Genomic DNA, 24,375 nt, shown 5'->3' with positions numbered 1-24,375 from the left:
ACCTCTCGCGGCTCGGCAAGGATCTGTGGACGGCAGGCGTCGACGGCGAGCCGATCGACGTCTACGCGGCCTTCAACGAATACGACGAAGCCCAGCACGTGATCACCCGCATCCAGAACTGGCTGGCGGATGGCGGCACGCGCTCGGACATCGCGATCCTGTATCGCTCCAACGCCCAGTCGCGGGTGCTCGAGGAGCGCCTGATCGCCGCCGAGGTGCCGTATCGCATCTACGGCGGGCAGAAGTTCTTCGAGCGCGCCGAGATCAAGGATGCGCTGGCCTACATGCGCCTGCTGCAGTCCAGGGCCGACGACGCGGCCTTCGAGCGCGTGGTCAACACGCCCACGCGTGGCATCGGCGCGACCACGCTGGACCGCATCCGCAGTCATGCCCGCGCCGGGGCGATGAGCCTCTGGCAGGCGGCGGCCGACCTGGCCGAGAACGGGCTGTCGGCGCGCGCCGCCAAGTCGGTCAACGCCTTCATCGCGCTGATCGACGAACTCGACGCCGAGGCCGAGGGCATGAGCCTGCACGAGCTCGCCGAGAAGGTGATCGCGGCGACCGATCTCAAGACGCATCACGGCAAGGGCGGCGACGAGAAGGCCGAAGGCCGCAAGGAGAACCTCGACGAGTTGATCTCGGCGGCGCGCGCCTACACGCCGGACGACGACGAGACCATGGACGAGATCACCCAGTTTCTGGCCTATGCCTCGCTGGAGGCCGGCGAGGCCCAGGCCGGGGCGTGGGACGATTCGGTGCAGCTGATGACGATGCACGCGGCCAAGGGGCTGGAGTTTCCGCTGGTGTTCATGGTCGGTCTGGAGGAGGGGCTGTTCCCGCACCAGCGCTCGATCGAGGACGAGGCCGGGCTCGAGGAGGAGCGCCGCCTGGCCTATGTCGGCATGACCCGGGCCATGGAGCGGCTGCATCTGTCGCACGCCGAGGTGCGGCGGCTGCACGGCAGCGAGAACCTGTGTGCGCCCTCGCGTTTTCTGCGCGAGATTCCGGCGGAATATCTGCGCGAGGTCCGGCCCCGCACCGGCGTGAGCCAGCCGGTGTTCCGGCCCGGCGCCCTCGGCCGCGCCGAGCAGAGCGCGGCCGGCCTGTCGCTCGGCCAGCGGGTGGGTCATCGCAAGTTCGGCGAGGGCACGGTGCTCGCCTTCGAGGGCGACGGCGCGCGGGCGCGCATCCAGGTCAACTTCGACGAGGCCGGCAGCAAGTGGCTGATCGCCGGCTACGCCAAGCTCGATCCGCTGTAGTCACCCGAGGCGGCGGGCGGGGCCGGCCTGTGGTTGAATGACCGGAAGCCGGCGGCGGTCGGCGTATCGGTAAAGGGGGAGACATGGCAGGCGTATCGATCGCGCCGCGACTGCTGCTGGTCGGCGCGGTGCTGGGCTGGCTCGGACCGGCCGGGGCCCGCGAGGCGGAGACTGATCCGCGACCGCTGCCGATCGCGGATCAGTCGCCGACGGCGGCGGTTCACGGTCTGCCGCGTGCCACCGGCTACACGGTGGCCGCCGCCGGCGAATGGCGTGCCGGACTGCGTCTCGACTACACCAGCCACTACACCGAACAGTCCGCACCGGCCGAGACCCTGCTGTTCGACGGCGAGACCACGCGCGCCGTGCTCGTGTTCAGGCGCGGCTTCGAGGGCCGCTGGCAGGCGACGATCGAGATACCGTTCGTGGACCACAGCGGCGGCTTCGCCGACGGCTTCATCGACGAGTTCCACGACACCTTCGGCTTCGCGGACGGCGGTCGCGCCCGCGCGCCCCGGGATCGCCAGCGTTTTCGCTATGCGCGCGACGGCCGGCTTGCGCTCGATGTCGACGATTCGCCCTCGGGTGTCGGCGATCTGCGCCTCGGTCTCAAGCGCCGGCTCGCGGGTGTCGGCGACTGGGGCGCGGCGGTCGCCGGCGAGCTCAAGCTGCCGACCGGCGACGCGGATCGCCTGACCGGCAGTGGCGGGACCGATCTCGCCGTCTGGGCCACGATCGGCAACAACCAGCACGGCACCTCGCGCTGGCGGCTGCTCGCCGGCGCCGGCGGCCTCCATACCGGCCGCGGCGACGTACTCGATGCGCAGCGGGTCGACAATGTCGCCTTCGGCTGGGCGTCGATCGGCTACGCGCTGTCGCCGGCATGGGTCGCCCGGGCGCAGGTCAATCTGCACGGCGCGCTCTACGAGGACACCGGCCTCGAGGCGCTGGACGGCACCGCGGTGCAGGGCGCACTGGGTCTCGACTGGCAGGTCACCGCGGCCTCGCGGCTGACCCTCGGCCTCGTCGAGGACCTGAATACCGGCGCCTCGCCCGATGTGAGTCTCTCGCTCGGGCTGGAACACGCATTCTGAACACATGAGGGGAGGCGGCATGAAACGATCGAAGTGGGCCCGCGGGCTGGGCTTCCTCATCGTCTGCGCGATCGGGCTCTGCGCCGGCCCGGTCGCCGCACAGTCGGCGGACGGCGGGCTGGCGATGCCGTCGGACGAGCAGAATATCCGCCTCGATGTGGGCACCCGCGCGGCTCCGCCGTTCGTCTTCACGGCCGCGGACGGCAGTTTCTCGGGCATCAGCATCACGCTCTGGGAAGTCGTGGCGCAGCGCCTCGGCGTGGACTACGACTACAGGCCCCGCCAGCTGAGCGAGCTGTTCACGGGGCTGGAGGACGGTACGCTGGACATCTCGGTGGCCGCGCTGACGGTCACCGCCGAGCGCGAGCGCCGGGTGGATTTCAGCTATCCCTTCTATTCGACCGGCCTCGCGATCGCGGTGCCGGCGCAGGGCGGCCGGGTCTGGTCCACGCTCGAACGCTTCGTCTCCTGGCCGTTCCTGACCGCGCTCGCCGCCCTCGCGCTGGTGCTGCTCGGCGTCGGCGTGGCGGTCTGGCTGTTCGAGCGCCGCGCCAACCCCGAGGAGTTCGGCGGCGGCCCGGTCAGCGGGCTCGGCAGCGGCTTCTGGTGGGCCGCGGTGACGATGACCACGGTCGGCTACGGCGACAAGTCCCCGCGCACGCTCGGCGGTCGCCTCGTCGGACTGGTCTGGATGTTCGCCGGCATCATCATCATCTCCAGCTTCACCGCGGCGATCGCGACGTCGCTGACCGTCGACCAGCTGGCCTCGCGCATCAACGGCGTGCAGGATCTGGACGGCGCGCGCGTGGCCACCATCCGCGATTCCGCGGCGGCCGAGGCCCTGGCGGCGCGCGGGATCGGCTTCGACGAAATCGACACCGTGGACGCCGCGCTCGCCGCCCTGGCCGATGACCGGGTCGATGCCGTGGTCTACGACGCGCCGCTGCTGCGCTATCGGGTGGGCGAGGCCTGGCCGCAGGCGCTGCAGGTGTTGTCGAACACCTTCGAGCGACAGGACTACGCCTTTGCGCTGCCGGAGGGCAGCGAACTGCGCGAGCCGATCAACCGCGCGATACTCGACTACCTGTCGCGCGCCGACTGGCAGGCCATGCGCCGGCGCTATCTCGGCGGCGAGGGCTGAAACAGCGCTCCGGCTCGCGACTCGCTGGCCCGGCCGGGCCACGCATGACGACAGCTCCATGCGGCTTTAAGGTCGATGGGGCGATCGCCGTTGGCCTAGGGCCGCTTACCACGTCATACGAGCGCTGCGTTGGAGACCGCACATCGTGTGCGGCCAGGCGCGGGTCGCGCCGATCGTGGCGCGCCACGATCCAGACGAGCAAGGCCGCAGCGTGCCCATGGTTGTTTCATGCGCGGCCCAACCGGAGCGCCAGGCGCCCCATGAAACAACCAGAGTGCGGCAATCCAGCGTGGTCGCACGCTGGCGCAGCGTGACTGCGCGGCGCGCACGACGCCTCGTTGTGCCGCCCAACGTCACTTTTCAGGAAGCGCTTGGCGCGGACTCGCGTGACGTGTTGACAGCCCCTAGTTCTTGGCCCGCATGACCAGCGTGTCGATCCGGTTCTCGCGCAGACGCTTGAGCAGCTCGTTGAGTTTGTCGCTGGAGCGGATCGTGTTGCTCTGGACGCGATAGACGGTCTTGCCAGACGATAGGTCGACGCTGACCACGTTGGCGGGTACGCCCAGCAGGGCGAGCTCGGCCTTGCGCCGGTCCGCGTCGGCGTCGCGCGAGAACGAGCCGGCCTGGATGACGTAGTTGCCCGGTTCCTCCACGCGCGGCGTGGTCGGCTGCGTCGAATCGGGCGGGGGCGGCGGCTCGCCGGCGGGGGTGTCCTGGGCCGCGCTCGCCGCGGTGTCCGGTTCCTCCTCCGGGTACTCTTCCTCCGGAATCACCACTTCGTAGTTCGGAAGCATCTTGTAGAAGGAAAAGCGCGGCTCCGATTCCGCATTCTGGTCCGGCTCGGCGGCGGCCGTTTCCTCCGGCGCATCGTCCGTGTTCGTTGCCGCGTCCTCGTCCTGCGGGGCGGCGATCTCCACGGACTGGGGCGCATTGCTGCCGGCCGGGCGGGCGAAGACATAGAAACCGGCCGCGATGACCAGACCGATGCACAGCCCGCAGACCAGCCACACCCAGCCCGGCGGGCCGCTGCCCGGGGCGGACTTGGCCCGCGCCGGCCGCGCCGCGGGTGTGCGGCCCCCGGACTGGCGCTTGCCCTTGGCACTGCTGTTGCCGTTGCGGCGCGACGAATAATCGCGGGCCATCAGTTCACCTCGATTCCTTTGATGCCTGCCTCGCGCGCCGGGCGGAGCCGGCGGCGCTCCATGGTAGGAGAAAGCCGGCGGACGTGTCGGGCGTCGTCGCCGCCACGCCGGCGTGTGCGCCCTGCCGCACGTCTACATCGACGTCGGCGCGCTCAGACCGAGCAGAGCGAGGCCGTTGGCCAGCACCTGGCGCGTGGCGCGGACCAGCGCCAGCCGCGCATTGCGCAGACCGGCGTCGTCGACCAGAAACTGTTGCGCGTTGTAATAACTGTGGAAGGCGTCCGCCAGATCGCGCAGATAATGAGCCACGCTCTGGACGGCGTAATCGGCTGCCGCCGCCTCGACCATTTCCGGAAATCGCGCGAGTGTGGCGATCAGGCGCTGCTCGTGCGGCGTGTCCAGGCGTTCCAGTTCCGCGGCGTCGCGATCGAACGTCCAGCCGCGACCGGCGAGCTGGCCGTCGACGCTGCAGATGCGCGCGTGCGCGTACTGGATATAGTAGACCGGGTTGTCCTCGGTCTGGCTGCGGGCCAGATCGATGTCGAAGGTCAGCTGCGAGTCCGACTTGCGTGCCACGAGGAAATAGCGCGTGGCGTCGCGCCCGACCTCGTCGATGAGATCGCGCAGCGTGACGTAGGCACCGGCGCGCTTGGACAGCTTGACCTCCTCGCCGCCGCGCATGACCGTGACCATCTGGTGCAGGACGTAGTCCGGCCAGCCCTGGGGGATGCCGATATTCAGCGCCTGCAGGCCGGCGCGGACCCGGGCGATGGTGCCGTGGTGGTCGGCGCCCTGCTCGTTGACCGCCTGGGCGAAGCCGCGCTCCCACTTGGCGACGTGATAGGCCACGTCCGGCACGAAATAGGTGTAGTCGCCGTCGGCCTTGCGCATCACCCGGTCCTTGTCGTCGCCGAAGTCCGTGGTCTTGAGCCACAGGGCGCCGTCGGCCTCGAAGGTGTGGCCGGCGGCGATTAGCGCGTTCACCGCGGCCTCGACCCGGCCGTCTGCATAGAGCGCGGATTCCAAGGAGTAGACGTCGAAGGCCACGCCGAAGGCGCGCAGGTCGGCGTCCTGTTCCCGGCGCAGATAGGCGACCGCGAATTCGCGGATGGCGTCCATGTCGTCGGCATCGGCCGCACCGCTGACATCGCGGTCGTCGGCGTGCACGGTCTCGCCGGCCATGTAGGCGGCGGCGACGTCGGCGATGTAATCGCCGCGATAGCCGGCCTCGGGCCAGGCCGCGTCACCCGGGTCGATGCCGTGGCAGCGCGCCTGCACGGACACGGCCAGATTGGCGATCTGGGCGCCGGCATCGTTGTAGTAGAACTCGCGGGTGACCGGATGGCCGGCGGCCTCGAGCAGCCGCGCGATGCAATCGCCCACCGCGGCCCCGCGCCCGTGGCCGACGTGCAGCGGCCCGGTCGGGTTGGCGGAGACGAACTCGATGAGCACCGGATTGGCGCTGTCCGGCGCACGCCGGCCATAGTCCGCGCCCGCGGCGAGCACGTCGTCGATGACCGCGCGAAAGGCCGCCGGCGCGAGGAAGAAGTTGATGAACCCCGGCCCGGCGATCTCGACCCGGTCGATGCGTGCGTCCGCCGGCAGAGCGTCCACGATCGCCTGGGCGATGTCGCGCGGCTTGCGGCGCGCGGCCTTGGTCAGCGTCATTGCCACGTTGCTGGCGAAGTCGCCGTGGGCGGCGTCGCGGGTCCGCTCGACGTGCGGGTCGGCGGGCGTGTCGATGTCGGGCCAGGCGCGGGCGGCGGCGTCGGCGAGCAGGTCTTGGACGAGACGTTTCACGAGAAGAGCAGCATGCGGTCGCGAATGACCGCGCAGTCTACCGCGGGCCGCGGCGAGCGGCTATACGTCGGCGGCCACCAACACGAAGGCGCGATGCCGCGGCAGCGGTGCGTCGGCCGCGCCCTCGAGTTCGTCCTCGGTCAGCACGCGGGCGCGCGAGAAGCCGCATTCGCGCAGCAGCGAGGTGGCCTGGTCGACGCTGTCGAACAGCTGCTCCGAGAGGTCGCGGCCGGTGATGCGCCGCAGTGTCGCCAGCAGCATGCGCGCGGTGGGGCCGAAGGTCTCGAGGCGCTGGCGCGGATGGATTTCCAGCAGATAGCGCCCGCCGCCGAGCCGTTCGAGCAGTGCCGCGACCGAGCGCCAGGCACGCCGCTTCTCCGACATCGCCAGATAGTCGGTCACGCCTTCGGTGAGCACGATGGTGCGGCCGGACTCGGGCGCCGTCAGGGCGTCGCCCAGGCCGTCGGCGAGCAGGTCGCCGCGATCCAGCGTGTAGTTCTCGGGCAGCCGCTCGTCGGCGAGGCGCGCGTTGCGTGCCTCGACTACGTTCGGCAGGTCGTAGTCGACCCACTGGCAGTCGCTGTGGTGGCGCGAATGCGAGATGCCGCGCGTGGTCAGACCGCTGCCGATCTCCACGGCCAGCCCGGGCGACTGGGCCTCGGTCCATTTGGAGAACCAGTGATGGCGCCAGTACAGGGTCTCGGTGAACGCGCCCGCGCCCGGCGAAAACGGACGGATGGCGTTGCAGGCGGAATGCAACGGCCAGAACAGCGCCCGACCACGACGGGTGTCGAACCATTCCGCATCCTCGAAGCCGTAGTGTGCCCAGGCGCTGGCCGTGGCATAGCCGGTCAGCGAGATACGGTCGTTACCACGTTGCGCGTTTTGCGTTGCAGCAGACATGAAAAATCCGGCTGAAGTATGCAACCACTATGCCTGACGACGCGCGGGTCGTTTAACCCCGGCGCGGGGCGACGGTATCCGGACTCGTGGCGCCGGGCGCGGCGCAGCCAACGCGGTGCGGCGGCCAAAAAAAGGCGTGCGCCGCAGCGCACGCCCGTTTCGGCTCTATGGTATAGCGCTACGTGTTCAGTACACGTACCAGAGCACGGCATCGTCGTCGAATTCGCCGACGTTGATGCTGTCGTCATCATTGGCATCGGCCTGGTTGAACAGGCTGGTGCAGAAGTCCTCCGGCTCGATGAACAGCGTGTTGTTGGCGTCCCAGTCCGAGTAAGAGGACGTCTTGCCCAGGCCGGTGTCGAACTCACGATATTCGAGGAACCCGTCCTCGTCGGAATCCCAGGCGCTGAACTGGATATCGTATTCTTCGAACCAGTTCTCGTTGGCCTTGAGCCACTCGCTTTCCTCGAGCACGCCGTTGTCGTTCGCGTCCCAGTGGCGGAACAGGCCGGTGGCGTACTCGTCGTCGTCGATCAGGCCGTCGTTGTCGGTGTCCCAGTTGTCGAACAGGTCGCTCTGGGTGCACTGGTTGCCCCATTCGCTCTGACTGATGGAGCCGTTGCCGTCACTGTCCCAGTCGGAGATCTGATTCGGCGTTGCGGCGCTCGCGCCCAATGCCGCGATGCTCAGACCGGTTGCGATGAGCCATTTGCTCTGCATATGCCCTCCGGGCGTTGTGTGAATGCCCGGCAGACGTTATCGGGGGCGGCTTAAAGTCGTCTTAGGCGGGCGAAGTCGCATGCGGCAGATGCACGCGCACCCGCGTGCCGCCGGCGGCCGGCCGGTCGACGGCGGCGCTGCCGCCGTGGGCTTCGGCGATCGCTCGTACCAGCGGCAGGCCGAGACCGCTACCGGGTCCGCGGCGCCCGTCGGCGCGATAGAACGGCTCGAATACTTCGGCTCGATCGGCTTCGGGAATTCCCGGCCCGGCGTCGATCACCGACAGGCAGAGCCCGGTTGAGGTATCGCCGATCTCGATATCGATCCACTCGCTGTCGGGGGCATGCGTCTCTGCGTTGTCGACGAGGTTCTCCAGCAGAGCCGCGAGCAGTTCCTCGTCGCCGGCGACCCGCGTATCGCCGGCGTCGATCCGCAAGCGCACATGGGGCCGCCGATCGGCGAGGCGCCGCGCGAGCGTACCGAGTTCGACCCCGGCGCCTGCGGCCGTGTCGAGGCGGCGTGCGCGCAGCCGGGCGAGTTTGAGCAGACGGGCGGTGAGCGCATCCATGCGCGCGGCCGCCTCGTCGATACGCGCCAGTGCCTGATCTTTCTGGGCGCCGTCGTCGGCGCGTCGCGCGACCTCGATCTGGGTACGCAGTCCGGCGAGCGGGGTGCGCAGTTCGTGTCCGGCGGCGCTGGCGAACACCTGCTGCGCATGGAAGGCGCCGCGCAGGCGCTTGAACAGGCCGTTGAGCGTGGTCACGAGCGTTGCGATCTCGATTACGGTCCCGCGCGGCGACGTCGCCACCGGGCGCAGGTCGCCGGCATCGCGGTTGTCGAGTTCGCGGCTGAGCGTGCGCAACGGCCGCAGACCGTAGGTGAGCGCCAGCCAGCCCAGAAACGCCGAGACGGGCAGCGTGAACATGAGCGCGCGTTCGACCGGCATGTCGAGCGTATCCTGGCGCTGCTGCCGGTCGGCTTCGTCCAGGGCGACCTCGCTGATCAGGCCGCGCTCGGTATCGACGAAGGTCAGCAGGCGCCAGCTCACGCCGTCGACCTCGTGATTGCTGAAGCCGGGCGACGGCCGCCGCTCGGTCACGGCATCCGGGAAGCCGGGGGAATGCACAATCACTTCGCGTTCGAGCGTGGACAGCCGGAACTCCGGTGTGGGCCCCGGCGCCCGCGAGGCGACGCGGTTGTCGGCGGCAACGCCGTGCAGCGGCTGGCTGATCAGCAGGGTGCGCGCGGTCAGTCGCAGCGTCGCATCGACCTCGGCGGCCGCGTTGCGCCGGGACTCGTAGTCCGCGATCTGCCAGAGCAGCAGCGCGCCGGCCGCGAGCACGCCACCCAGCAGGATCAGCAGGCGATAGCGAAGACTGCGGTTCATTCCGACGCTTCAGCCATTCGATAGCCCAGCCCACGCACGGTCTGGATCGCCTCGCGGCCGATCTTGCGGCGCAGGTTGTGTACGTGCACTTCGATGCTGTTGCTCTCGGGCGCCTCGTCCCAGCCGTAGAGTCGGCTGCCGAGCTGTTCGCGCGTCACCGTCTGGCCCGGTCGTTCCAGCAGGGCCGTCAGCAGTGCCTGCTCGTGGCGTGACAGCACCAGCGGTCGGTCGCGCTGGGTTATCATGCCGCGCGCGCGGTCGAAGACGATATCGCCCCAGCGCAGGGTGTTGTCGCTGTGGCCGTTGCGCCGCCGCACCAGCGCACGCAGGCGGGCGTCCAGTTCGGTCAGGGCCACCGGTTTGACGACATAGTCGTCCGCGCCCTCGTCGAGCCCGGTCACGCGGTCGTCGACCGCCTCGTAGGCCGTCAGTACCAGGACCGGGAGCGCGTGACCGGCAGCGCGCCAGTGGCGCAACACGTCCAGGCCGTCGCGCGACGGCAGCGCGAGATCGAGTATCGCGACGTCGAAATCGTCGTGATCGAGCGCATCGAGCGCCAGCCGGCCGTCGGTCAGCCAGTCGACGGCATGGCCGTCCTGCCCCAGCCCGGTTCGCAGGCCGTCGCCCAGGGTCTCGTCATCCTCGATGAGCAGCACGCGCATCCGGGCGATGCTCGCGTGTGCGCCCGGCGCGGTCAACGGCCGCCGACGGCGGCGGTGCTCAGAGCAGATCCTGCGGGTCCACGTCGATCGACCAGCGCACGCGCCGGGCTTCGGGCAGCTGCGGCAGGGCCTCCTGCCAGTGGTCCAGCGCCGGATGCAGTGCGCCGCGGCGTTCGGCGTGGAGCATCAGATGCGCACGATGACGGCCGGCCCGGCGGGCCATGGGCGCCGGTACCGGGCCCCAGCAGGCGAGCTCCGCGGTGGTTCGGATGGTGGCGGCCGCGGCGGCCAGAAACGCGGTCGGCGCATCGGCATCGGTGGCTTCGGCCCGCAGCAGGGCCAGATGGCCGAACGGCGGCAGGCCGGCCTCGCGGCGTTCAGCGAGGGCGGCTTCGGCAAAGCCGGCGTAGCCCCGGGTCAGCAGTCGTTCCAGCAGCGGATGCTCCGGATGGCGCGTCTGCAGCCAGACCTCGCCGGGGTGGGCGGCGCGTCCGGCGCGTCCGGCGACCTGGGTGACGAGCTGGGCCATGTGTTCGGCGGCGCGGAAGTCGGCCGAGAACAGGCCGCCGTCGACGTCGAGCACGCCGACGCAGGTCAGGCGGGCGAAATCGTGGCCCTTGGCCAGCATCTGGGTGCCGACCAGCAGCTGCGTGTCGCCGCGGGCGGCATCGGCGAGCTGATCCTCGAGGCGGCCGCGCCGGGCCATGCTGTCGCGATCGAAGCGGGCGATCGCGACGTCCGGAAAACGGCTGCGCAGGGTACCGGTCACGCGTTCCGTGCCGGCGCCCAGCGCGATCAACTGACCGCCGCCGCAGGCGGGACAGACGTTCGGGGCGGGCTCGAGCGCGCCGCAGTGGTGACACTGCAGGCGCCGGCCGCCGCCGTGCAGGGTCAGCGGCGCGTCGCAGCGGGCGCAGGGGGCGATCCAGCCGCAGTCGTGGCAGCACTGCGCGGGCGCGTAGCCGCGGCGATTGATGAAGATCATCACCTGGTTGCCGGCGGCCAGATGGGGTTCGATGCGGGCGATCAGCGGTTCGGACAGGCCGCCGTCGAGCGGCCGCGAACGGACGTCGATCACCCGGATCGGCGGCATTGCGGCGCCGGTGGCGCGCTGGGGCAGCTGCAGATGCGCGAAGCGCCGCTGGCGGGCGTTGTGCAGGGTCTCCAGCGCCGGGGTCGCGCTGCCGAGCAGGACCGGCACGTCGGCGAGCTGGGCGCGCTTCAGCGCGACGTCGCGGGCGTGATAGCGAAAGCCGTCCTGCTGCTTGTATGAGCCGTCGTGTTCCTCGTCGACCACGATCAGCCCGAGACGCGGCATGGGCGTGAACACCGCGGAGCGGGTGCCGATGACGATATCGGCGTCGCCGGCGCCGGCGGCGCGCCAGACGTCGGCCCGCTCGCCGTCGCTGCGCTGCGAGTGCAGGACCCCGAACGCGGCGTCGAAGCGCGCGCGCACGCGCTCGATCAGCTGCGGGGTCAGACCGATCTCGGGGGCCAGAAAGAGCACCTGACGGCCCGCCTCGAGCGCGGCCGCGATGCGCCGGAAATAGACCTCGGTCTTGCCGCTGCCGGTCACGCCCTCCACCAGCGCCGGGGCGAAGCCGGTGCCGCCGGCGCGCAGCGCTTCGACGACGCTCGACTGGCCGTCGGTCAGCGCCGGCGCCGCGGTCGGGCTGCCGCGTTCCAGGCCGCCCGGCAGCGTCACCGCCTCGATCAGGCCGCGGCCGGCGAGTGCCTTCAGCGGTCCCGCGGCGCTCGCCAGCCAGGCCAGCAGCGAGGCGTGCGCGGTCGGATTGGGATTCGCGCGGATGCGATCGAGCAGCTCGCGCTGTCGCGGCGCGCGCGCCAGTTCGGTCGCCACGTCCCGCTCGACCGCCACGGCCTGCCAGCCGCGATGACGATTGGCCGCGCTCGCCGTACCCGCGCGTCGCAGGGCCACGGGCAGGGCCGTGGCCAGCACCTCGCCGAGCGGGTGATGGTAGTAGCGCGCGGCCCAGCGCAGCAGCGCGAGCAGGTCGGCATCGAAGACCGGCGCCGCGTCGAGCGCGCGCACGAAGGGCCGCAGCCGCTCGGCCGGCAAGTCGCTGGCGACGTCGGTCTCGATGACGATGGCCACGAGGCGGCGGCGTCCGAAGGGCACGAGCACGCGGGCGCCGGGGGCCGGCGTGTCGGTGCCCGGCGGCATGCGGTAGTCGAAGGCGCCGTGCAGCGGCACGGGCACGGCGACGCGCACGATCGGCGCCTCGGTCGCGGGCTCCATCAATCGTGCACGCGTTGTGGATAAGTTAGTGGATGGTTTTGTCGCACTGCGATCATAGTCTCGATCTAATGAATCGCAGTGAAAATGAAGTCAGCATAAATAAATTTTCAAATCAAGCCATTGCGCTGGTTTTTTTTGCAGTGCAGCGCTGCGTTCCGAGCCCACGCGGGCGGCCTCTCTGCGTTCCTCGTGTGGATAACCCGCCGCAGGTTGTTGAAAAACCGACCCTGTCGTCGCGTTCGGCCCGGCGTGCTCACCGGCCGAGGGCGACGAGTTCGTCGAGGATGGTGAGCGTCAGCCCCCAGAGCCGACGCCCCTCGCCGCAGTCGTGGCAGGGCATCGGCACGGTGAGGCCGCCGATCCGCCAGTGCAGGATATCGCGATGGCCGTTCTCGTCGAGCCGGGCGAGCGGCAGCCAGTGGGTTCCCGCGATCTCGTGGTTCGCGCGGATGCCCGTATCGGCCGGCGCGCGGTAGACGAAGGGGGAGACGATCATCGGTGCCCGCCGTCGGTGATCCAGCGTCAGCCGGTCCGACAGACGGCCGCTGCCGCTTCGGCGCGTGAGTCGCAGGCCGGTTTCCTCTTCGGTCTCGCGACAGGCCGCGCGCGATGCGCTGGCCGCGTCGACGTCGTCGATCCGGCCGCCGGGCAGCGCCATGTCGCCCGACCACGGGTCGCCGCTGCGGCGGGCACGCTGCACCAGCAGCACCTCCACGCCCTGACGGGTCTCGCGCAGGATGGCGGCGACTGCCGCGCGCTTGAGCCGGCGACGCAGTCGCCGCCGTTTCGGGCGATGGCCGGCGAGGGCCGCGATCAGGGGCTCAATCTCGTGCATGGCACGGGTGGTGGCGGACAGAGAAAAGCCGCCCGGAGGCGGCTCTTTCCCGTCGCTCGGCCGGGGCCGGGTCAGATCTGCTTGAGCCCGTTGGCCAGATCCGTGCAGACCTGCTTGGCGTCGCCGAACACCATGCGGGTGTTGTCGCCAAAGAACAGGGCGTTCTGCACGCCGGAGAAGCCCGTGCCCTTGCCACGCTTGACCACGTAGCACTCGCGGGCCTTGTCGACGTCCAGAATCGGCATGCCGTAGATCGGGCTGGATTCGTCGGTGCGCGCGGCCGGGTTGACCACGTCGTTGGCGCCGATCACGAGTGCGGCGTCGGCGTTTGGGAACTCGGCGTTGATCTCTTCCAGGTCGAAGATCAGGTCGTAGGGCACCCCGGCCTCGGCCAGCAGGACGTTCATGTGGCCCGGCATGCGGCCCGCCACCGGATGGATGGCGAACTTGACGTCCACATCGTGCTCCTTCTGGAGCATCTGCACGAACTCCCAGAGCTTGTGCTGGGCCTGGGCCACGGCCAGACCGTAGCCCGGCACGATGATCAGGCTGTCCGAATAGGCGAACGAGGCGGCCGCGTCGAAGGCCTCGACCGACTTCATCTCGCCTTCCGGACCCTCGGCCTCGGCGCCGTCGTCGACGCCGAAGCCGGCGAAGAGCACGTTCGAGATCGAGCGGTTCATGCCGTTGGCCATGAGCAGCGTCAGCAGCGTGCCGGCCGCGCCGACCACGGTGCCGGCGATGATCATCGCCGCGTTGCCGAGCACGAAGCCCTCGAAGGCCACGGCCAGGCCGGTGAAGGCGTTGTACATGGAGATGACCACCGGCATGTCGGCGCCGCCGATCGGGTTGGTCAGCAGCACGCCGAAGGCCAGCGACAGCAGGAAGAAGATCGTCACGAGCACGGGCGCGCTGCCGCTCGAGGCGATGATCCAGATGCCCAGGATCACGGTGAGCAGGGCCACGCCGCCGTTGATCATCTGCTGGCCGGGCAGGCGGATGGTCTTGTTCATCTTGCCTTCGAGCTTGGCCCAGGCGATCAGCGAACCCGAGAACGACACGCCGCCGATCAGGGCGCCCACCACCGCGAGGGTGAGCACGGTGGCGCCGTGATGGAAGGCGGAGCCGGAGTACATCTCCACCAGCGCGATGGCCGCGGCGGCGCCGCCGCCCATGCCGTTGTACAGCGCGACCATCTGCGGCATGGCCGTCATCTCGACCTTCTTGCCCGTGTACCAGGCGCCCGCGCCGCCGATGCCGATGGCCAGCAGCATCAGGACGTAGCGGAAGAAGCCGGCTTCCATGGCCGGGTGCCAGAGCGTGACGACGGTGGCCAGGACCATGCCGATGCCGGCCCACTTGATGCCGCTCTTGGCGGTTCTCGGCGAGCCCATGCGCTTGAGGCCCACAATGAACAGGACGGCCGCGATGAAATAGCTCGCGTCGACTGTGAATTCCCAGAAACTCATATTCGGTAACCCTTTCGTGTTATCGGTTCAGCGTGCGGGTGGCGCGGATCAGTCCTTGGAGGACTTGAACATGTCGAGCATGCGCTCGGTCACGACATAGCCCCCGACCGCGTTGCCCGCAGCGAGGATCACGCCGATGAAGCCGATCAGCGTCTCCCAGAAGCCGTCGGCATGGCCGAGCGCGACCATGGCGCCGACCAGCACGATCCCGTGCACGAAGTTGGATCCCGACATGAGCGGGGTATGCAGAATGGCCGGTACGCGGCCGATGATCTCGTAGCCGGTGAAGGCCGCGAGCATGAAGATATAGAGTGCGACAAAACCTGTGATCACAGCGTGTCTCCCGATGGTTCCCGTATGGCGTGGCGCAGCGGCTAGGCGCTGCCTTCCAGGGCCTGCTTGGCGGCGTCGTTGACGATCTGGCCGTCGTGCGTCAGCGCCGACTTCGCCAGCACTTCGTCATCCCAGTCGATCTCGAGCTTGTGGGTCTTGTCCGCCGGCTTGGCGTCCTCCTGACCCGCTTCCGGCACCACGATCAGCTGCAGGAAGTTGAACAGGTTCTGGGCATACATCTCGCTGGCGTGCTCGGCCAGCAGCGCCGGCACGTTCGACGGACCGTGGATGGTGACGCTGCCGTGGGTGACGACCTCGTCCGGCTTGGTGAGCTCGCAGTTGCCGCCTCCGGAGGCGCCGAGGTCGATGAGCACCGAGCCGGGTTTCATCGAGTCGACCATGGCCTCGGAGATGATCTTGGGCGCCGGCTTGCCGGGCACCGCCGCGGTGGTGATCACGGCGTCCGCATCGGCCATGTTCTTTTCGAGCATGTCCTGCTGCTTCTTCTTCTCCTCGTCGGTGAGCTCGCGCGCGTAGCCGCCCTCGGCCTCGGCCTTGACGCCTTCGGCCATGAGGAAGTCGGCGCCGAGCGACTCGACCTGTTCCTTGGTGTCGGTGCGCACGTCGTAGGCGAAGACCTTGGCGCCGAGGCGCTTGGCCGTCGCGATCGCCTGCAGGCCGGCCACGCCGGCACCGATCACCAGCACCTTGGCCGGGCGGATGGTGCCGGCGGCGGTGGTGAGCATCGGCAGGAACCGCTCCAACGCGTTGGCGGCCATGAGCGCGGCCTTGTAGCCGGCCGCCGAGGCCTGCGAGGACAGCGCGTCCATCGACTGGGCGCGGGTGATGCGCGGCACCAGCTCCATGGCGAAGCAGGTCACGCCGGCGTCGTTGAGGGCCTTCACCGTTTCCGGGTTGTTATGGGCCTGCACGAAGCTGATCAGCACCGAGCCCTGCTTCATCTCGCCGATCTGCTTGGGTTCCGGCGCGTTGACGCCCAGCACGATGTCGGCGCCGAAGATATCGGCGGCCTGATCGCTGATCTGGACCGGATCGTCGTAGGCATCGTCCGGAATGCGGCTGCCTTCGCCGGCGCCCTTGGCCACCCGGATGTCGACGTTCATCTTGGCCAGCTTGGCGGCCACCTTCGGCACCATGGCGACACGTGTCTCGCCGTCGGCCGTCTCCTTCGGGACTGCGATCTTTACGCTCATGTCTTCCCTTGTTCTATGTCTGATGAATCATCGGCGCGGCAGCCAGGCGGGCGCGGGATCGCGCCTGTCCCCCTGATGCCGCTAACCGCATGCAACCCGATTCGAGTCTAACTGAAACGCCGAAGCATGCGTAGCGACCGCTGCGGCCGCAGATGGCGCCGGCGCGGGATCAGCGCCCCGGCTGCGCCGGAGTCTGTTCGATGTAGTCGTCGGGGATCGAGAAGCGGCCATCGCCGAGCGGCTCGTGGCTGATGCTCGAGAGTACGCGGCGCTCGCCGGTACCGGCGTCCCGGAAGCGCACGGGCATGCCGTCGAGGTCGAGGTAGGGCAACCCCACGGTCTCAAGTCCGGTGCCCGCGAGCATCGTTTTCATGAGCGCGAACATCGACTTGATCGTCGCGAAGGTGTCGTCGTCCACGCCCAGCGCATCGGCGCTGGCCAGGCATAGCGTTTCGCCCGGCCGACCGTCGCGCACGATCTGGACGATCTCGCATTCCACTCCGGCCACGGTCTCGGTCTGGCCGGTGTGATCGAGGCCGACGTCGCGCTGCTGCGAGGGCTCGAGTCCTGGGATCTGGTCGACCAACGCCGCGCGTGCCGCCGCGCGCTGGCCTTCGGGAAGCTGCTGGACACGGGTCTCGACCTCGGCGCGCAGCGTGTCCATGCGCTGTCGGATGGTGTCGGCCACGTCGCGGTCGAGGCGGGTGTAGGTGCGCTCACCCGGGCGGACCGAGAATATGGCCTCGCTGTCGCGCCGATAGAGTTGCCACTGTTTGCTGGCGTCGTCGATGCGCACCGCGCCCGGGCGCATGTCGACGGTGAAACTGCCCTCGGCGCTGCGATAGGTCAGCGTGGTGTCGGCGGCGGCCGTCTGGGCGAGGCCGGCGGCGAGTAGGGCGGCCGTGACAGCGGCACGGATGCGAAGTCGCTTGCTCATCATCGATGGATCCTGCGTCGGAAACGGGTCACGCGTCCCTGGACCGGTTCACCGCGCGGACGCGGCGCACCGTTCGGTACACTAAGCGCATGCTGCTCGTCGACGCCAGTGTATATATCTTCCGGGCCTTTCATTCGCTGCCGTCGAGCCTCACCGGCGCGGAGGGCCGGCCGATCAACGCCGTCCACGGCTATGCGACCTTCGTGGCCGGGCTGCTCGCCGGCATCGACGACCGCGAGGTCGCGGCCGCCTTCGACGAGTCGCTGACGCGTTCGTTTCGCAATCAGCTGTTCGCCGACTACAAGGCCAATCGGGAGACGCCGCCGCAGGCGCTGGTCGATCAGATCGCGGCCTGTCGCGAGATCACCGAGGCCCTGGGCATGGCCACGCTGTCCAACCCCGTCTACGAGGCCGACGATCTGATCGGCACGCTCGCCCGCGGGGCCGACACGCCGGTCACGATCGTGACCTCCGACAAGGATCTGGCCCAGCTGCTCGGCCCGACCGACACGCTCTGGGACTATGCCCGCGAGACCCGCTATGACGCGGCCGCGATCGAGGCGAAGTTCGGCGTTCCGCCGGCGGCCATCGCCGATTATCTGGCCCTGGTCGGCGACCCGGTCGACAACATTCCGGGCGTGCCCGGCATCGGTGCCAAGAGCGCCGCCGCGTTGCTGGGCCGGTTCGGTGATCTCGACACGCTGCTGGCCGATCCCGCCGCGGTGGCGGCCAGCGGCCTGCGCGGCGCCGCCTCGATGGCCACCCGGCTGGCCGAGCACGCCGACAGCGCGCGGCTGTCGCGACGGCTGGCGACCATCGTCACCGACGTCGATCTCGACGCCGGACAGCGCGACATCTGCCGGCGGCCCGCCGACCACGAACGCCTCGACGCGGTCTGCCGCCGGGTCGGTCTTGGCAATCGGCTGAGATCACGGCTGGGGCTGGTCGCGGCATGACCGACTGGCGCGCGATCGATGCGGCCATCGCCAAAGCCACCGGCACGCGTTTCGAGGCCGAAACGCGCGCCCGCGCCGGCGGTGGCTCGATCAGCGCGGCCTATCGGCTGAGCGGCGCGGGCGAAGGCTACTTCGTCAAGCTCAATCGCGCGGATCGGGCGGAGATGTTCGCCGCCGAGGCCGCGGGCCTGACCGAGCTCGGCCAGGCGGTGGGCCTGCGCGTACCGCAGCCGATCACCCACGGCGTGGCCGGCGAGCAGGCATTCATCGCGCTCGAACACATCGAGCTGCAGCGTGCCACCCCGGCCGCGTTCGCCCGGCTGGGCGAAGCGCTGGCCGACATGCACGGCATCGTGGCGGCGCGCTACGGCTGGGACCGCGACAACACCATCGGCACCTCGCCGCAGGCGAACGCGCCGCACCCGGAATGGCGCGAATTCTGGCGCGAGAACCGGCTGGCCGCGATGCTCGATGCGTTGGCGCCAACCCACCCGGAGCTCGCCCGCGAGGGCGACGCGCTGCTGGCGGTGCTGGACCGGCTGCTCGCCGGCCACACGCCCGAGGCCTCGCTGGTGCACGGCGATCTGTGGGGCGGCAACGTCGCCATGGACGCGAACGCCACGCCGGTGATCTTCGACCCGGCCGTCTATTACGGCGACCGCGAGACCGACCTCGCAATGACCGAGCTGTTCGGCGGCTTTCCGCCGGTGTTCTTCGAGGCCTACTGGGGCGCATGGCCGATGACTGCGGGCTATCGCCACCTGCGCCGGCCGCTCTATCAGCTCTATCATCTGCTCAACCACGCGCGGCTGTTCGGCGGCCACTATGTCAACGAGAGCCGGCGGCTGATGCGGGCACTCTGCGCCGAGGCGTGAGCCCGGCGGTGCCGACGGCGCTTCGGCGCGGCCGGACGCGGCGGTTACAATGACGTTCCGTGCCCGTTTGATTTCCCGATGCGACCCGCGTCGCCCGAGTCCCGCATGAGCAGCATCCCGGTCCTCGACACCCGCCCCCCGGACGGTCTGACCCCCGGTTCGGTCGCAGCCAACAAGCTGGCCAAGCGCCTGAAACGGCTGACCGGCCAGGCTGTGACCGACTACGGCATGATCCGCGACGGCGAGCGCATCATGGTGTGTCTGTCCGGCGGCAAGGACAGCTACACCATGCTGGAGATGCTGCTGTATCTGCAGTCCGTGGCGCCGGTGACGTTCTCGATCACCGCGGTCAATCTCGACCAGAAGCAGCCGGGCTTTCCCGAGCACGTGCTGCCCGAGTATCTGGATGGCCTCGGCGTGGACTACCGGATTCTCGAGCGCGACACCTACAGCGTCGTCACCGAGAAGGTGCCGTCGGGCGCGACCATGTGCGGCCTGTGCTCGCGTCTGCGTCGCGGCATACTCTACAGCCACGCGCGCGAGCACGGCTTCACCCGCATCGCGCTGGGCCATCACCGCGACGACATCGTCGAGACGATGTTCCTGAACATGTTCCACGGTGCGCGCATGGCGGCGATGCCGCCGAAGCTCAGAAGCGACGACGGCGACAACGTCGTCATCCGGCCGCTGGCCTACTGCAGCGAGCGCGATATCGACAAGTACGCCCGTCTGCAGCAGTATCCGATCATTCCCTGCAATCTCTGCGGTTCGCAGGACAATCTGCAGCGTCAGAACATCAAGGGGATGCTGGCCGACTGGGAAGCGCAGGACCCCGGCCGCACGGAGCGCATATTCCGTTCGATGACGCGTGTCGCGCCGTCGCAGATGCCCGACCGCGACCTGTTCGACTTCGCCGCGCTGGATTGAACGCCGCGGCCCGTGCGGGGTCCGAGTGGCAGGGCGCGAAGCCCGGCGGCGCGGTGGAGCCGGGCCGGAGTATCGTTTCCACTCCCGCGTTCTTGAAAACCATTCTCACCTGACGCATACTCGGATTTGCTGTGTACAGTTGTGCACTGCACGCATCGAACTCCGACCCGGCACCGGGTCCAGACAGCCAACGAGCCGAGAGAGGCCATGAGCCAAGACAGGAAATATCCCGCGAACCCGGACATGGATGACCGGTTCAACTGGGTCGAATTCATTCCGTTCGCGCTGCTGCACGTCGCGCTGATCGGCATCTGGTGGACGGGTTTCACGGCCACCTCGATCGCGATCTGCGTCGGGCTCTACGTGGCGCGGGTGTTCGCCATCACCGGCGGCTACCACCGCTACTTCTCGCATCGCGGCTACAAGACCAGCCGCGGCTTCCAGTTCGTGCTGGCCTTCGTCGGCGCCGCGGCGTTCCAGAAGGGCCCGCTCTGGTGGGCCGCCAAGCACCGCGAACACCATCGCGATTCCGACATGCCGGCCGATTCGCATTCGCCGCGCCAGTACGGCGTGTTCGACGCACACGTGGGCTGGGTCTATCGCGAGGCGCGTTCCAATCCGGACATGGACCTGATCAAGGATTTCTCCAAGTATCCGGAGATCCGCTGGATCGAGCGCCACCAGTTCGTGCCAGGCCTGATCGTGGCGGCGCTGTGCTTCCTGGTCGGCGGCTGGGCCGGGCTGTTCTCGGGCTTTCTGCTGTCGACCGTGCTGGTCTATCACGCGACCTTCACCGTCAATTCGCTGAACCACATGATCGGCCGTCAGCGCTATCTGACCGGCGACGATTCGCGCAACAACTGGTTCCTGGCGATCCTGACCATGGGCGAGGGCTGGCACAACAACCATCACTACTATCCGGCGACGGCCCGCAATGGCTTCTTCTGGTGGGAGATCGACACCACCTATTACCTGTTGCTGGGGCTCGAGAAGCTGGGTCTCGTCTGGGACCTGCGGCAGCCGCCCAAGACCATTCTCGCCAACGAGAAGGCGCCGACGCAGAAGATCATCGACAAGTGCGCGGTCTATATCGCGGAAGGCTTCTCGGCCGATCGCATCAGCGCCAACATCCGTCAGCGCTGGGAAGGTAGCCATCGGCTCGACGACCTGCGGGCGCATGCGCGCACGAAGTGGAGCGCGGCGGAGGCCTATCTGGCCGAGATCGATCTGCCGGAGTTTCCGAGCGTGGATGAGCTCAAGGCGCGCGCGCACCGCAAGTTCAAGATCCAGCACGAAGGACTGGATCGGGCCATCGAACGGGCGCACGAGATGCTGCGCAACTCGGTCGCCCACCGTCTGATCGAGGACGCACGCGCGGATAGCGCCCGCGCCTGATCGCGCCCGCCGGCGTCCGCAGCGACGCCTTGAAGCACCAGGCCCGCCGAGTGTCTCGGCGGGCCTTTTTCGTGGCCGCTCTATCCGCCGCCGCGGGGGCTCAATCGAGCTTATCGCGCGAGGCGGCCTGCTCCTCGTCCGCCGGCGGGTCCTCCTCGGGGTCTTCGGCGGTCAGGTCGCCGCCGCAGAACTTGCAGTAGGTGGCGTCGATCTCGTGGCCGCTGCGCTCGCAGTGCGGGCACTGGCGGCGCTGGCGTTCGTTGCGGATCTCGTTGGTCAGCTCCGCGGTGATGACACCGCTGGTGATCGCCAGCAGCGCATAGCCGACCAGGATCGCGACCCCGGCGATCGCCTGGCCCAGCGGCGTGCTCGGCGAGATGTCGCCGTAGCCCACGGTCGTGATCGTCACGATCGCCCAGTAGATGCTGCGCGGGATGCTGGTGAAGCCGTGCACCGGGCCTTCCACCACGTACATCACCGCGCCGAGCACGGTCACGATCAGCGCGAGCATGCCGAGAAAGATCTGGATCTTGCGCTGGGCGTGCATGAGCGAACGCGACAGCACGCGCGCGTCGTTGGCATAGCGCACCAGCTTGAACACCCGGAAGATGCGCATGATGCGGAGCACGCGTACCGCGACCAGATAATGCGTGTCGGGCAGTATCAGTCCCAGATACAGCGGCAGGATCGAGACCAGATCGATGAGGCCGTAGAAGCTGCGGATATAGGCCCAGCGGCGCCGCGCGGCGTAGATTCGTGCCGCGTACTCGATGCTGAAGGCCAGGGTGAACAGCCACTCGAGGCCGTGCAGCAGACCGCCGATTCGTGCCTCGATCGCCGAGACCGAGACCAGCATCAGATTGGCGACGCTGGCGAGGATGAGCGCCATCAGCACGATGTCGAAGACGCGGCCGGCCGGCGTGTCGGTGCCGAAGATCACGCGCCACAGGCGGGTTCGCGTATCGTCGGCCGTCGGATCGGCGGCGCCGTGTTCGGACGTGCTCATCCGGGGTGAGTCGGCATACGGCGGGTCGCGGCGCGGGCGCGACGGCACCCGGCCGCCGCGCGGCGGGTTGTGACGGGCGGGCGCATCAGTTGTGCGCGGTCGTGATCCGTCGCGACTGCCAGTAGTGGCGACGCCAGTAGATGTTGTCCAGGCGGGACAGCGTCACGCCTCGGCTGGTGGAGGCGTGCATGAAGCGCCCGTCGCCGATATAGATGCCGACATGCCGGTTGCCGCCGCCGGTTCGGAAGAACACCAGATCGCCCGGCGAGAGATCGCCGCGGCCGATCGCCTCGCCGCGCTGCGCCTGGGCGGCGGTGGTGCGGGGCAGATCGATCGATTCGACCGCATCGAGGGTACGCCGCACGAAGCTGGAACAGTCGATGCCGCTGCGGTCGCGGCCACCGTAGCGGTAGGGCACGCCCGCCCAGTCCCGGTAGTGCGATTGCAGCGCCGCGACGATCGCGGCGTCGCCGCCCGGGTCGTTCTGCGCGCCGGCTCGGGCCGCGCCCCAGCTGAAATCCTCGGCGCCGTGATGATGGCCGCGGGCGGCCGGGCGCGTGTCGTGACCGGCACAGCCGGCGAGCGCGAGCACGACCACCAGCGCGACCAGGATCGGCGCGGAGCCGTGGCGGGCGACGGTCGTGCGTATGTCACACGAGTGTGCGACACACGTTTCCGGCCTGTAGCTCAAAATCCTTCGCCCTCGCGCCCGACAACGGTAGTCCCTAAGATAGCCGCATGAGTTCACGCTTGGAAAGCCCCGCCGACGAGGCCGCGCCGCAGACGGTCGCCGCCGTCGACCTGGGGTCGAACAGTTTTCACATGATCGTGGTGCGCGCCGAGGGCGAGACCCACCACGTCGTCGACCGTCTCAAGGAGCCGGTCCGGCTGGCGGCGGGGCTGACCCCCGACGGGGGGCTGCCCGAGGCGGCCTGCGAGTCGGCGCTGGCCTGTCTCGCCCGTTTCGGTCAGCGCCTGGCGGGGCTGCCCGGCGACCATGTGCGTGTCGTCGGTACCAACACGCTGCGGCGTGCGCGCAATGCCGATGACTTCATCGATCGCGCCGGTCGCGTGCTCGGGCATCCGGTGGAGATCATCTACGGCGCCGAGGAGGCGCGTCTGATCTACGGCGGCGTGGTCCGGGACCTGGGCCGCGAACGGCCGCGCCGTCTGGTCGTGGACATCGGCGGCGGCTCCACCGAACTGATCATCGGCGAAGGCGGCGAGCCCGAACTCGTCGAGAGCATCTCGCTGGGCGCGGTCGTGCAGATGCAGCGTTTCTTTCCGGACGGCCGTGTCACCCGCAAGACCTGGCGGGCGGCGGTCCTCGATGCCAGGCTGACGCTGGAGCCGATCGCCCGGGCCTACCGCGAGGCCGGGTGGGACATGGCGATCGGCTCCTCCGGCAGCATCAAGTCGATCCTGCGGGCCGCCGGCGACGACGCCGACGGCGGCGAGATCACGTCCGCACATCTGCGCTCGCTGGCGCGCCGGGTGATCAAGGCCGGGCGCGTGGACGCGCTGTCGCTGCCCGGCGTCTCCGAGGCCCGGTCCGCCATCTTTCCCGGCGGCCTCGCGGTGCTCACGGCGGTCTTCGAAAGCCTGGGCGTGAAGGCCATGTCGGTCTCCGACAAGGCGCTGCGCGAGGGCGTGGTCGCCGACCTGCTGGGTCGGCTGCACGATCGCGACATCCGCGAGCAGGGCGTGCGGTCGGCAATGGCGCGCTATCACGTCGACGCCGCCCACGGCGAACGCGTGGCCGCCACCGCGCTCGGTCTGTTCGGCGACTCGGCGCCGCCGGGGTTCGAGCGCTTCGCCGGGCGCATGCTGCGCTGGGCCGCGCTGCTGCACGAGATCGGCCTGCTGATCGCGCACAAGGGCTATCAGAAGCACGGCGAGTACATTCTCGGCCATGCTGACCTGCAGGGTTTCTCGCGCAACGATCAGCGCCTGCTGGCCGCGCTGGTGCGACTGCATCGCGGGCGTTTCCGCGAAGACCGCATCGCCGCCCTGCCGACGGAATGGCAGGCGCTGGCCCGGCGTCTGGCGGTGGTGCTGCG

General features: G+C 69.3%; 22 protein-coding genes. 8 read left to right on the top strand and 14 right to left on the bottom strand.

Annotated features, from left to right (window positions below; genetic code table 11):
- The 3 genes from SAHL_RS11910 to SAHL_RS11900 form a co-directional block, all read left to right on the top strand.
- On the top strand, positions 1-1,259 hold a 1,259-nt coding region (locus SAHL_RS11910; protein ID WP_184947658.1), incomplete at its 5' end, for a 3'-5' exonuclease.
- 83 nt (positions 1,260-1,342) lie between these two features.
- Positions 1,343-2,353 (top strand): DUF3187 family protein, encoded by a 1,011-nt coding sequence (locus tag SAHL_RS11905; protein WP_123591638.1) that lies wholly within the window; start codon positions 1,343-1,345, stop codon positions 2,351-2,353.
- A gap of 19 nt (positions 2,354-2,372) precedes the next feature.
- Positions 2,373-3,494, top strand: coding sequence for a transporter substrate-binding domain-containing protein (locus tag SAHL_RS11900; protein WP_123591637.1), 1,122 nt, complete (start codon positions 2,373-2,375; stop codon positions 3,492-3,494).
- A 404-nt stretch (positions 3,495-3,898) separates the two neighbouring features.
- On the opposite strand, the gene SAHL_RS11895 is transcribed toward SAHL_RS11900, so the two are convergent.
- The 12 genes from SAHL_RS11895 to SAHL_RS11840 form a co-directional block, all read right to left on the bottom strand.
- Positions 3,899-4,636, bottom strand: coding sequence for an SPOR domain-containing protein (locus SAHL_RS11895; RefSeq protein ID WP_123591636.1), 738 nt, complete (start codon positions 4,634-4,636; stop codon positions 3,899-3,901).
- A gap of 132 nt (positions 4,637-4,768) precedes the next feature.
- Positions 4,769-6,436: an arginine--tRNA ligase gene (gene argS, locus SAHL_RS11890; RefSeq protein ID WP_123591635.1), complete on the bottom strand. Its 1,668-nt coding sequence runs from the start codon at positions 6,434-6,436 to the stop codon at positions 4,769-4,771.
- A gap of 60 nt (positions 6,437-6,496) precedes the next feature.
- Entirely contained in the window at positions 6,497-7,339 is an 843-nt protein-coding gene (locus SAHL_RS11885; RefSeq protein ID WP_123591634.1) for a class I SAM-dependent methyltransferase, read from the bottom strand.
- Between the two features lie 186 nt (positions 7,340-7,525).
- The gene (locus SAHL_RS11880; RefSeq protein ID WP_123591633.1) at positions 7,526-8,059 is read right to left on the bottom strand and encodes an EF-hand domain-containing protein; all 534 of its coding nucleotides are present in this window, start codon (positions 8,057-8,059) and stop codon (positions 7,526-7,528) included.
- Positions 8,060-8,120: 61 nt separating this feature from the next.
- Complete coding sequence (locus SAHL_RS11875) at positions 8,121-9,446, bottom strand: sensor histidine kinase (protein WP_123591632.1); 1,326 nt, start codon at positions 9,444-9,446, stop codon at positions 8,121-8,123.
- The gene (locus tag SAHL_RS11870; protein ID WP_123591631.1) at positions 9,443-10,108 is read right to left on the bottom strand and encodes a response regulator; all 666 of its coding nucleotides are present in this window, start codon (positions 10,106-10,108) and stop codon (positions 9,443-9,445) included. The genes SAHL_RS11875 and SAHL_RS11870 overlap by 4 nt, the downstream gene beginning before the upstream one ends.
- Positions 10,109-10,166: 58 nt before the next feature.
- Positions 10,167-12,368 (bottom strand): primosomal protein N', encoded by a 2,202-nt coding sequence (locus SAHL_RS11865; protein ID WP_123591630.1) that lies wholly within the window; start codon positions 12,366-12,368, stop codon positions 10,167-10,169.
- A 253-nt stretch (positions 12,369-12,621) separates the two neighbouring features.
- Positions 12,622-13,203, bottom strand: coding sequence for an NUDIX hydrolase (locus SAHL_RS11860; protein ID WP_123591629.1), 582 nt, complete (start codon positions 13,201-13,203; stop codon positions 12,622-12,624).
- A 71-nt stretch (positions 13,204-13,274) separates the two neighbouring features.
- Positions 13,275-14,672 (bottom strand): NAD(P)(+) transhydrogenase (Re/Si-specific) subunit beta, encoded by a 1,398-nt coding sequence (locus SAHL_RS11855; RefSeq protein ID WP_123591628.1) that lies wholly within the window; start codon positions 14,670-14,672, stop codon positions 13,275-13,277.
- 48 nt (positions 14,673-14,720) lie between these two features.
- Positions 14,721-15,005, bottom strand: a complete 285-nt coding sequence (locus tag SAHL_RS11850) for an NAD(P) transhydrogenase subunit alpha part 2 (protein WP_123591627.1) — start codon at positions 15,003-15,005, stop codon at positions 14,721-14,723.
- Between the two features lie 41 nt (positions 15,006-15,046).
- Entirely contained in the window at positions 15,047-16,219 is a 1,173-nt protein-coding gene (locus tag SAHL_RS11845) for a Re/Si-specific NAD(P)(+) transhydrogenase subunit alpha (RefSeq protein WP_123591626.1), read from the bottom strand.
- 169 nt (positions 16,220-16,388) lie between these two features.
- Positions 16,389-17,156, bottom strand: a complete 768-nt coding sequence (locus SAHL_RS11840) for a DUF4412 domain-containing protein (protein ID WP_123591625.1) — start codon at positions 17,154-17,156, stop codon at positions 16,389-16,391.
- Positions 17,157-17,245: 89 nt separating this feature from the next.
- Between SAHL_RS11840 and SAHL_RS11835 the strand changes: the two genes are divergently transcribed.
- The 4 genes from SAHL_RS11835 (at position 17,246) to SAHL_RS11820 (ending at position 21,309) form a co-directional block, all read left to right on the top strand.
- Positions 17,246-18,112, top strand: coding sequence for a 5'-3' exonuclease (locus SAHL_RS11835; RefSeq protein ID WP_123591624.1), 867 nt, complete (start codon positions 17,246-17,248; stop codon positions 18,110-18,112).
- Complete coding sequence (locus tag SAHL_RS11830; RefSeq protein WP_123591623.1) at positions 18,109-18,987, top strand: fructosamine kinase family protein; 879 nt, start codon at positions 18,109-18,111, stop codon at positions 18,985-18,987. The genes SAHL_RS11835 and SAHL_RS11830 overlap by 4 nt, the downstream gene beginning before the upstream one ends.
- A 105-nt stretch (positions 18,988-19,092) precedes the next feature.
- A complete protein-coding gene (gene ttcA / locus SAHL_RS11825) occupies positions 19,093-19,914 on the top strand; it encodes a tRNA 2-thiocytidine(32) synthetase TtcA (protein WP_123591622.1) in 822 nt (273 codons plus the stop codon).
- A gap of 207 nt (positions 19,915-20,121) precedes the next feature.
- Positions 20,122-21,309 carry an acyl-CoA desaturase gene (locus SAHL_RS11820; RefSeq protein WP_245965408.1) on the top strand — a complete coding sequence of 396 codons (1,188 nt, stop codon included), beginning with the start codon at positions 20,122-20,124 and terminating at the stop codon, positions 21,307-21,309.
- Positions 21,310-21,409: 100 nt separating this feature from the next.
- Here the strand turns inward: SAHL_RS11820 and SAHL_RS11815 are convergent, their stop codons facing one another.
- On the bottom strand, positions 21,410-22,315 hold the full coding sequence (locus SAHL_RS11815; protein ID WP_123591620.1) for an ion transporter: 906 nt from the start codon (positions 22,313-22,315) through the stop codon (positions 21,410-21,412).
- 85 nt (positions 22,316-22,400) lie between these two features.
- Positions 22,401-22,928 carry an NlpC/P60 family protein gene (locus SAHL_RS11810; protein WP_123591639.1) on the bottom strand — a complete coding sequence of 176 codons (528 nt, stop codon included), beginning with the start codon at positions 22,926-22,928 and terminating at the stop codon, positions 22,401-22,403.
- 125 nt (positions 22,929-23,053) lie between these two features.
- On the opposite strand from SAHL_RS11810, the gene SAHL_RS11805 reads away from it, so the two are divergent.
- Positions 23,054-24,375 (top strand): Ppx/GppA phosphatase family protein (locus tag SAHL_RS11805; protein ID WP_148045562.1); only part of this gene is annotated, 1,322 nt, incomplete at its 3' end.

The sequence above is a fragment of the Salinisphaera orenii subsp. halophila YIM 95161 genome, assembly GCF_003732545.1.
Taxonomy (GTDB): domain Bacteria; phylum Pseudomonadota; class Gammaproteobacteria; order Nevskiales; family Salinisphaeraceae; genus Salinisphaera; species Salinisphaera orenii_A.
The sequence above is the reverse complement of the archived record's forward strand: the minus strand, read 5'-3'. Positions and strand labels throughout refer to the sequence as shown.

Bases quoted from the DNA above. Each gene is read 5' to 3' on its own strand.
- SAHL_RS11905 (WP_123591638.1), top strand. From the start codon at position 1,343: ATGGCAGGCGTATCGATCGCGCCGCGACTGCTGCTGGTCGGCGCGGTG.
- SAHL_RS11900 (WP_123591637.1), top strand. From the start codon at position 2,373: ATGAAACGATCGAAGTGGGCCCGCGGGCTGGGCTTCCTCATCGTCTGC.
- SAHL_RS11895 (WP_123591636.1), bottom strand. From the start codon at position 4,636: ATGGCCCGCGATTATTCGTCGCGCCGCAACGGCAACAGCAGTGCCAAG.
- SAHL_RS11885 (WP_123591634.1), bottom strand. From the start codon at position 7,339: ATGTCTGCTGCAACGCAAAACGCGCAACGTGGTAACGACCGTATCTCG.
- SAHL_RS11880 (WP_123591633.1), bottom strand. From the start codon at position 8,059: ATGCAGAGCAAATGGCTCATCGCAACCGGTCTGAGCATCGCGGCATTG.
- SAHL_RS11875 (WP_123591632.1), bottom strand. From the start codon at position 9,446: ATGAACCGCAGTCTTCGCTATCGCCTGCTGATCCTGCTGGGTGGCGTG.
- SAHL_RS11870 (WP_123591631.1), bottom strand. From the start codon at position 10,108: ATGCGCGTGCTGCTCATCGAGGATGACGAGACCCTGGGCGACGGCCTG.
- SAHL_RS11865 (WP_123591630.1), bottom strand. From the start codon at position 12,368: ATGGAGCCCGCGACCGAGGCGCCGATCGTGCGCGTCGCCGTGCCCGTG.
- SAHL_RS11860 (WP_123591629.1), bottom strand. From the start codon at position 13,203: ATGCACGAGATTGAGCCCCTGATCGCGGCCCTCGCCGGCCATCGCCCG.
- SAHL_RS11855 (WP_123591628.1), bottom strand. From the start codon at position 14,672: ATGAGTTTCTGGGAATTCACAGTCGACGCGAGCTATTTCATCGCGGCC.
- SAHL_RS11845 (WP_123591626.1), bottom strand. From the start codon at position 16,219: ATGAGCGTAAAGATCGCAGTCCCGAAGGAGACGGCCGACGGCGAGACA.
- SAHL_RS11840 (WP_123591625.1), bottom strand. From the start codon at position 17,156: ATGAGCAAGCGACTTCGCATCCGTGCCGCTGTCACGGCCGCCCTACTC.
- SAHL_RS11835 (WP_123591624.1), top strand. From the start codon at position 17,246: ATGCTGCTCGTCGACGCCAGTGTATATATCTTCCGGGCCTTTCATTCG.
- SAHL_RS11830 (WP_123591623.1), top strand. From the start codon at position 18,109: ATGACCGACTGGCGCGCGATCGATGCGGCCATCGCCAAAGCCACCGGC.
- ttcA (WP_123591622.1), top strand. From the start codon at position 19,093: ATGAGCAGCATCCCGGTCCTCGACACCCGCCCCCCGGACGGTCTGACC.
- SAHL_RS11820 (WP_245965408.1), top strand. From the start codon at position 20,122: ATGAGCCAAGACAGGAAATATCCCGCGAACCCGGACATGGATGACCGG.
- SAHL_RS11815 (WP_123591620.1), bottom strand. From the start codon at position 22,315: ATGAGCACGTCCGAACACGGCGCCGCCGATCCGACGGCCGACGATACG.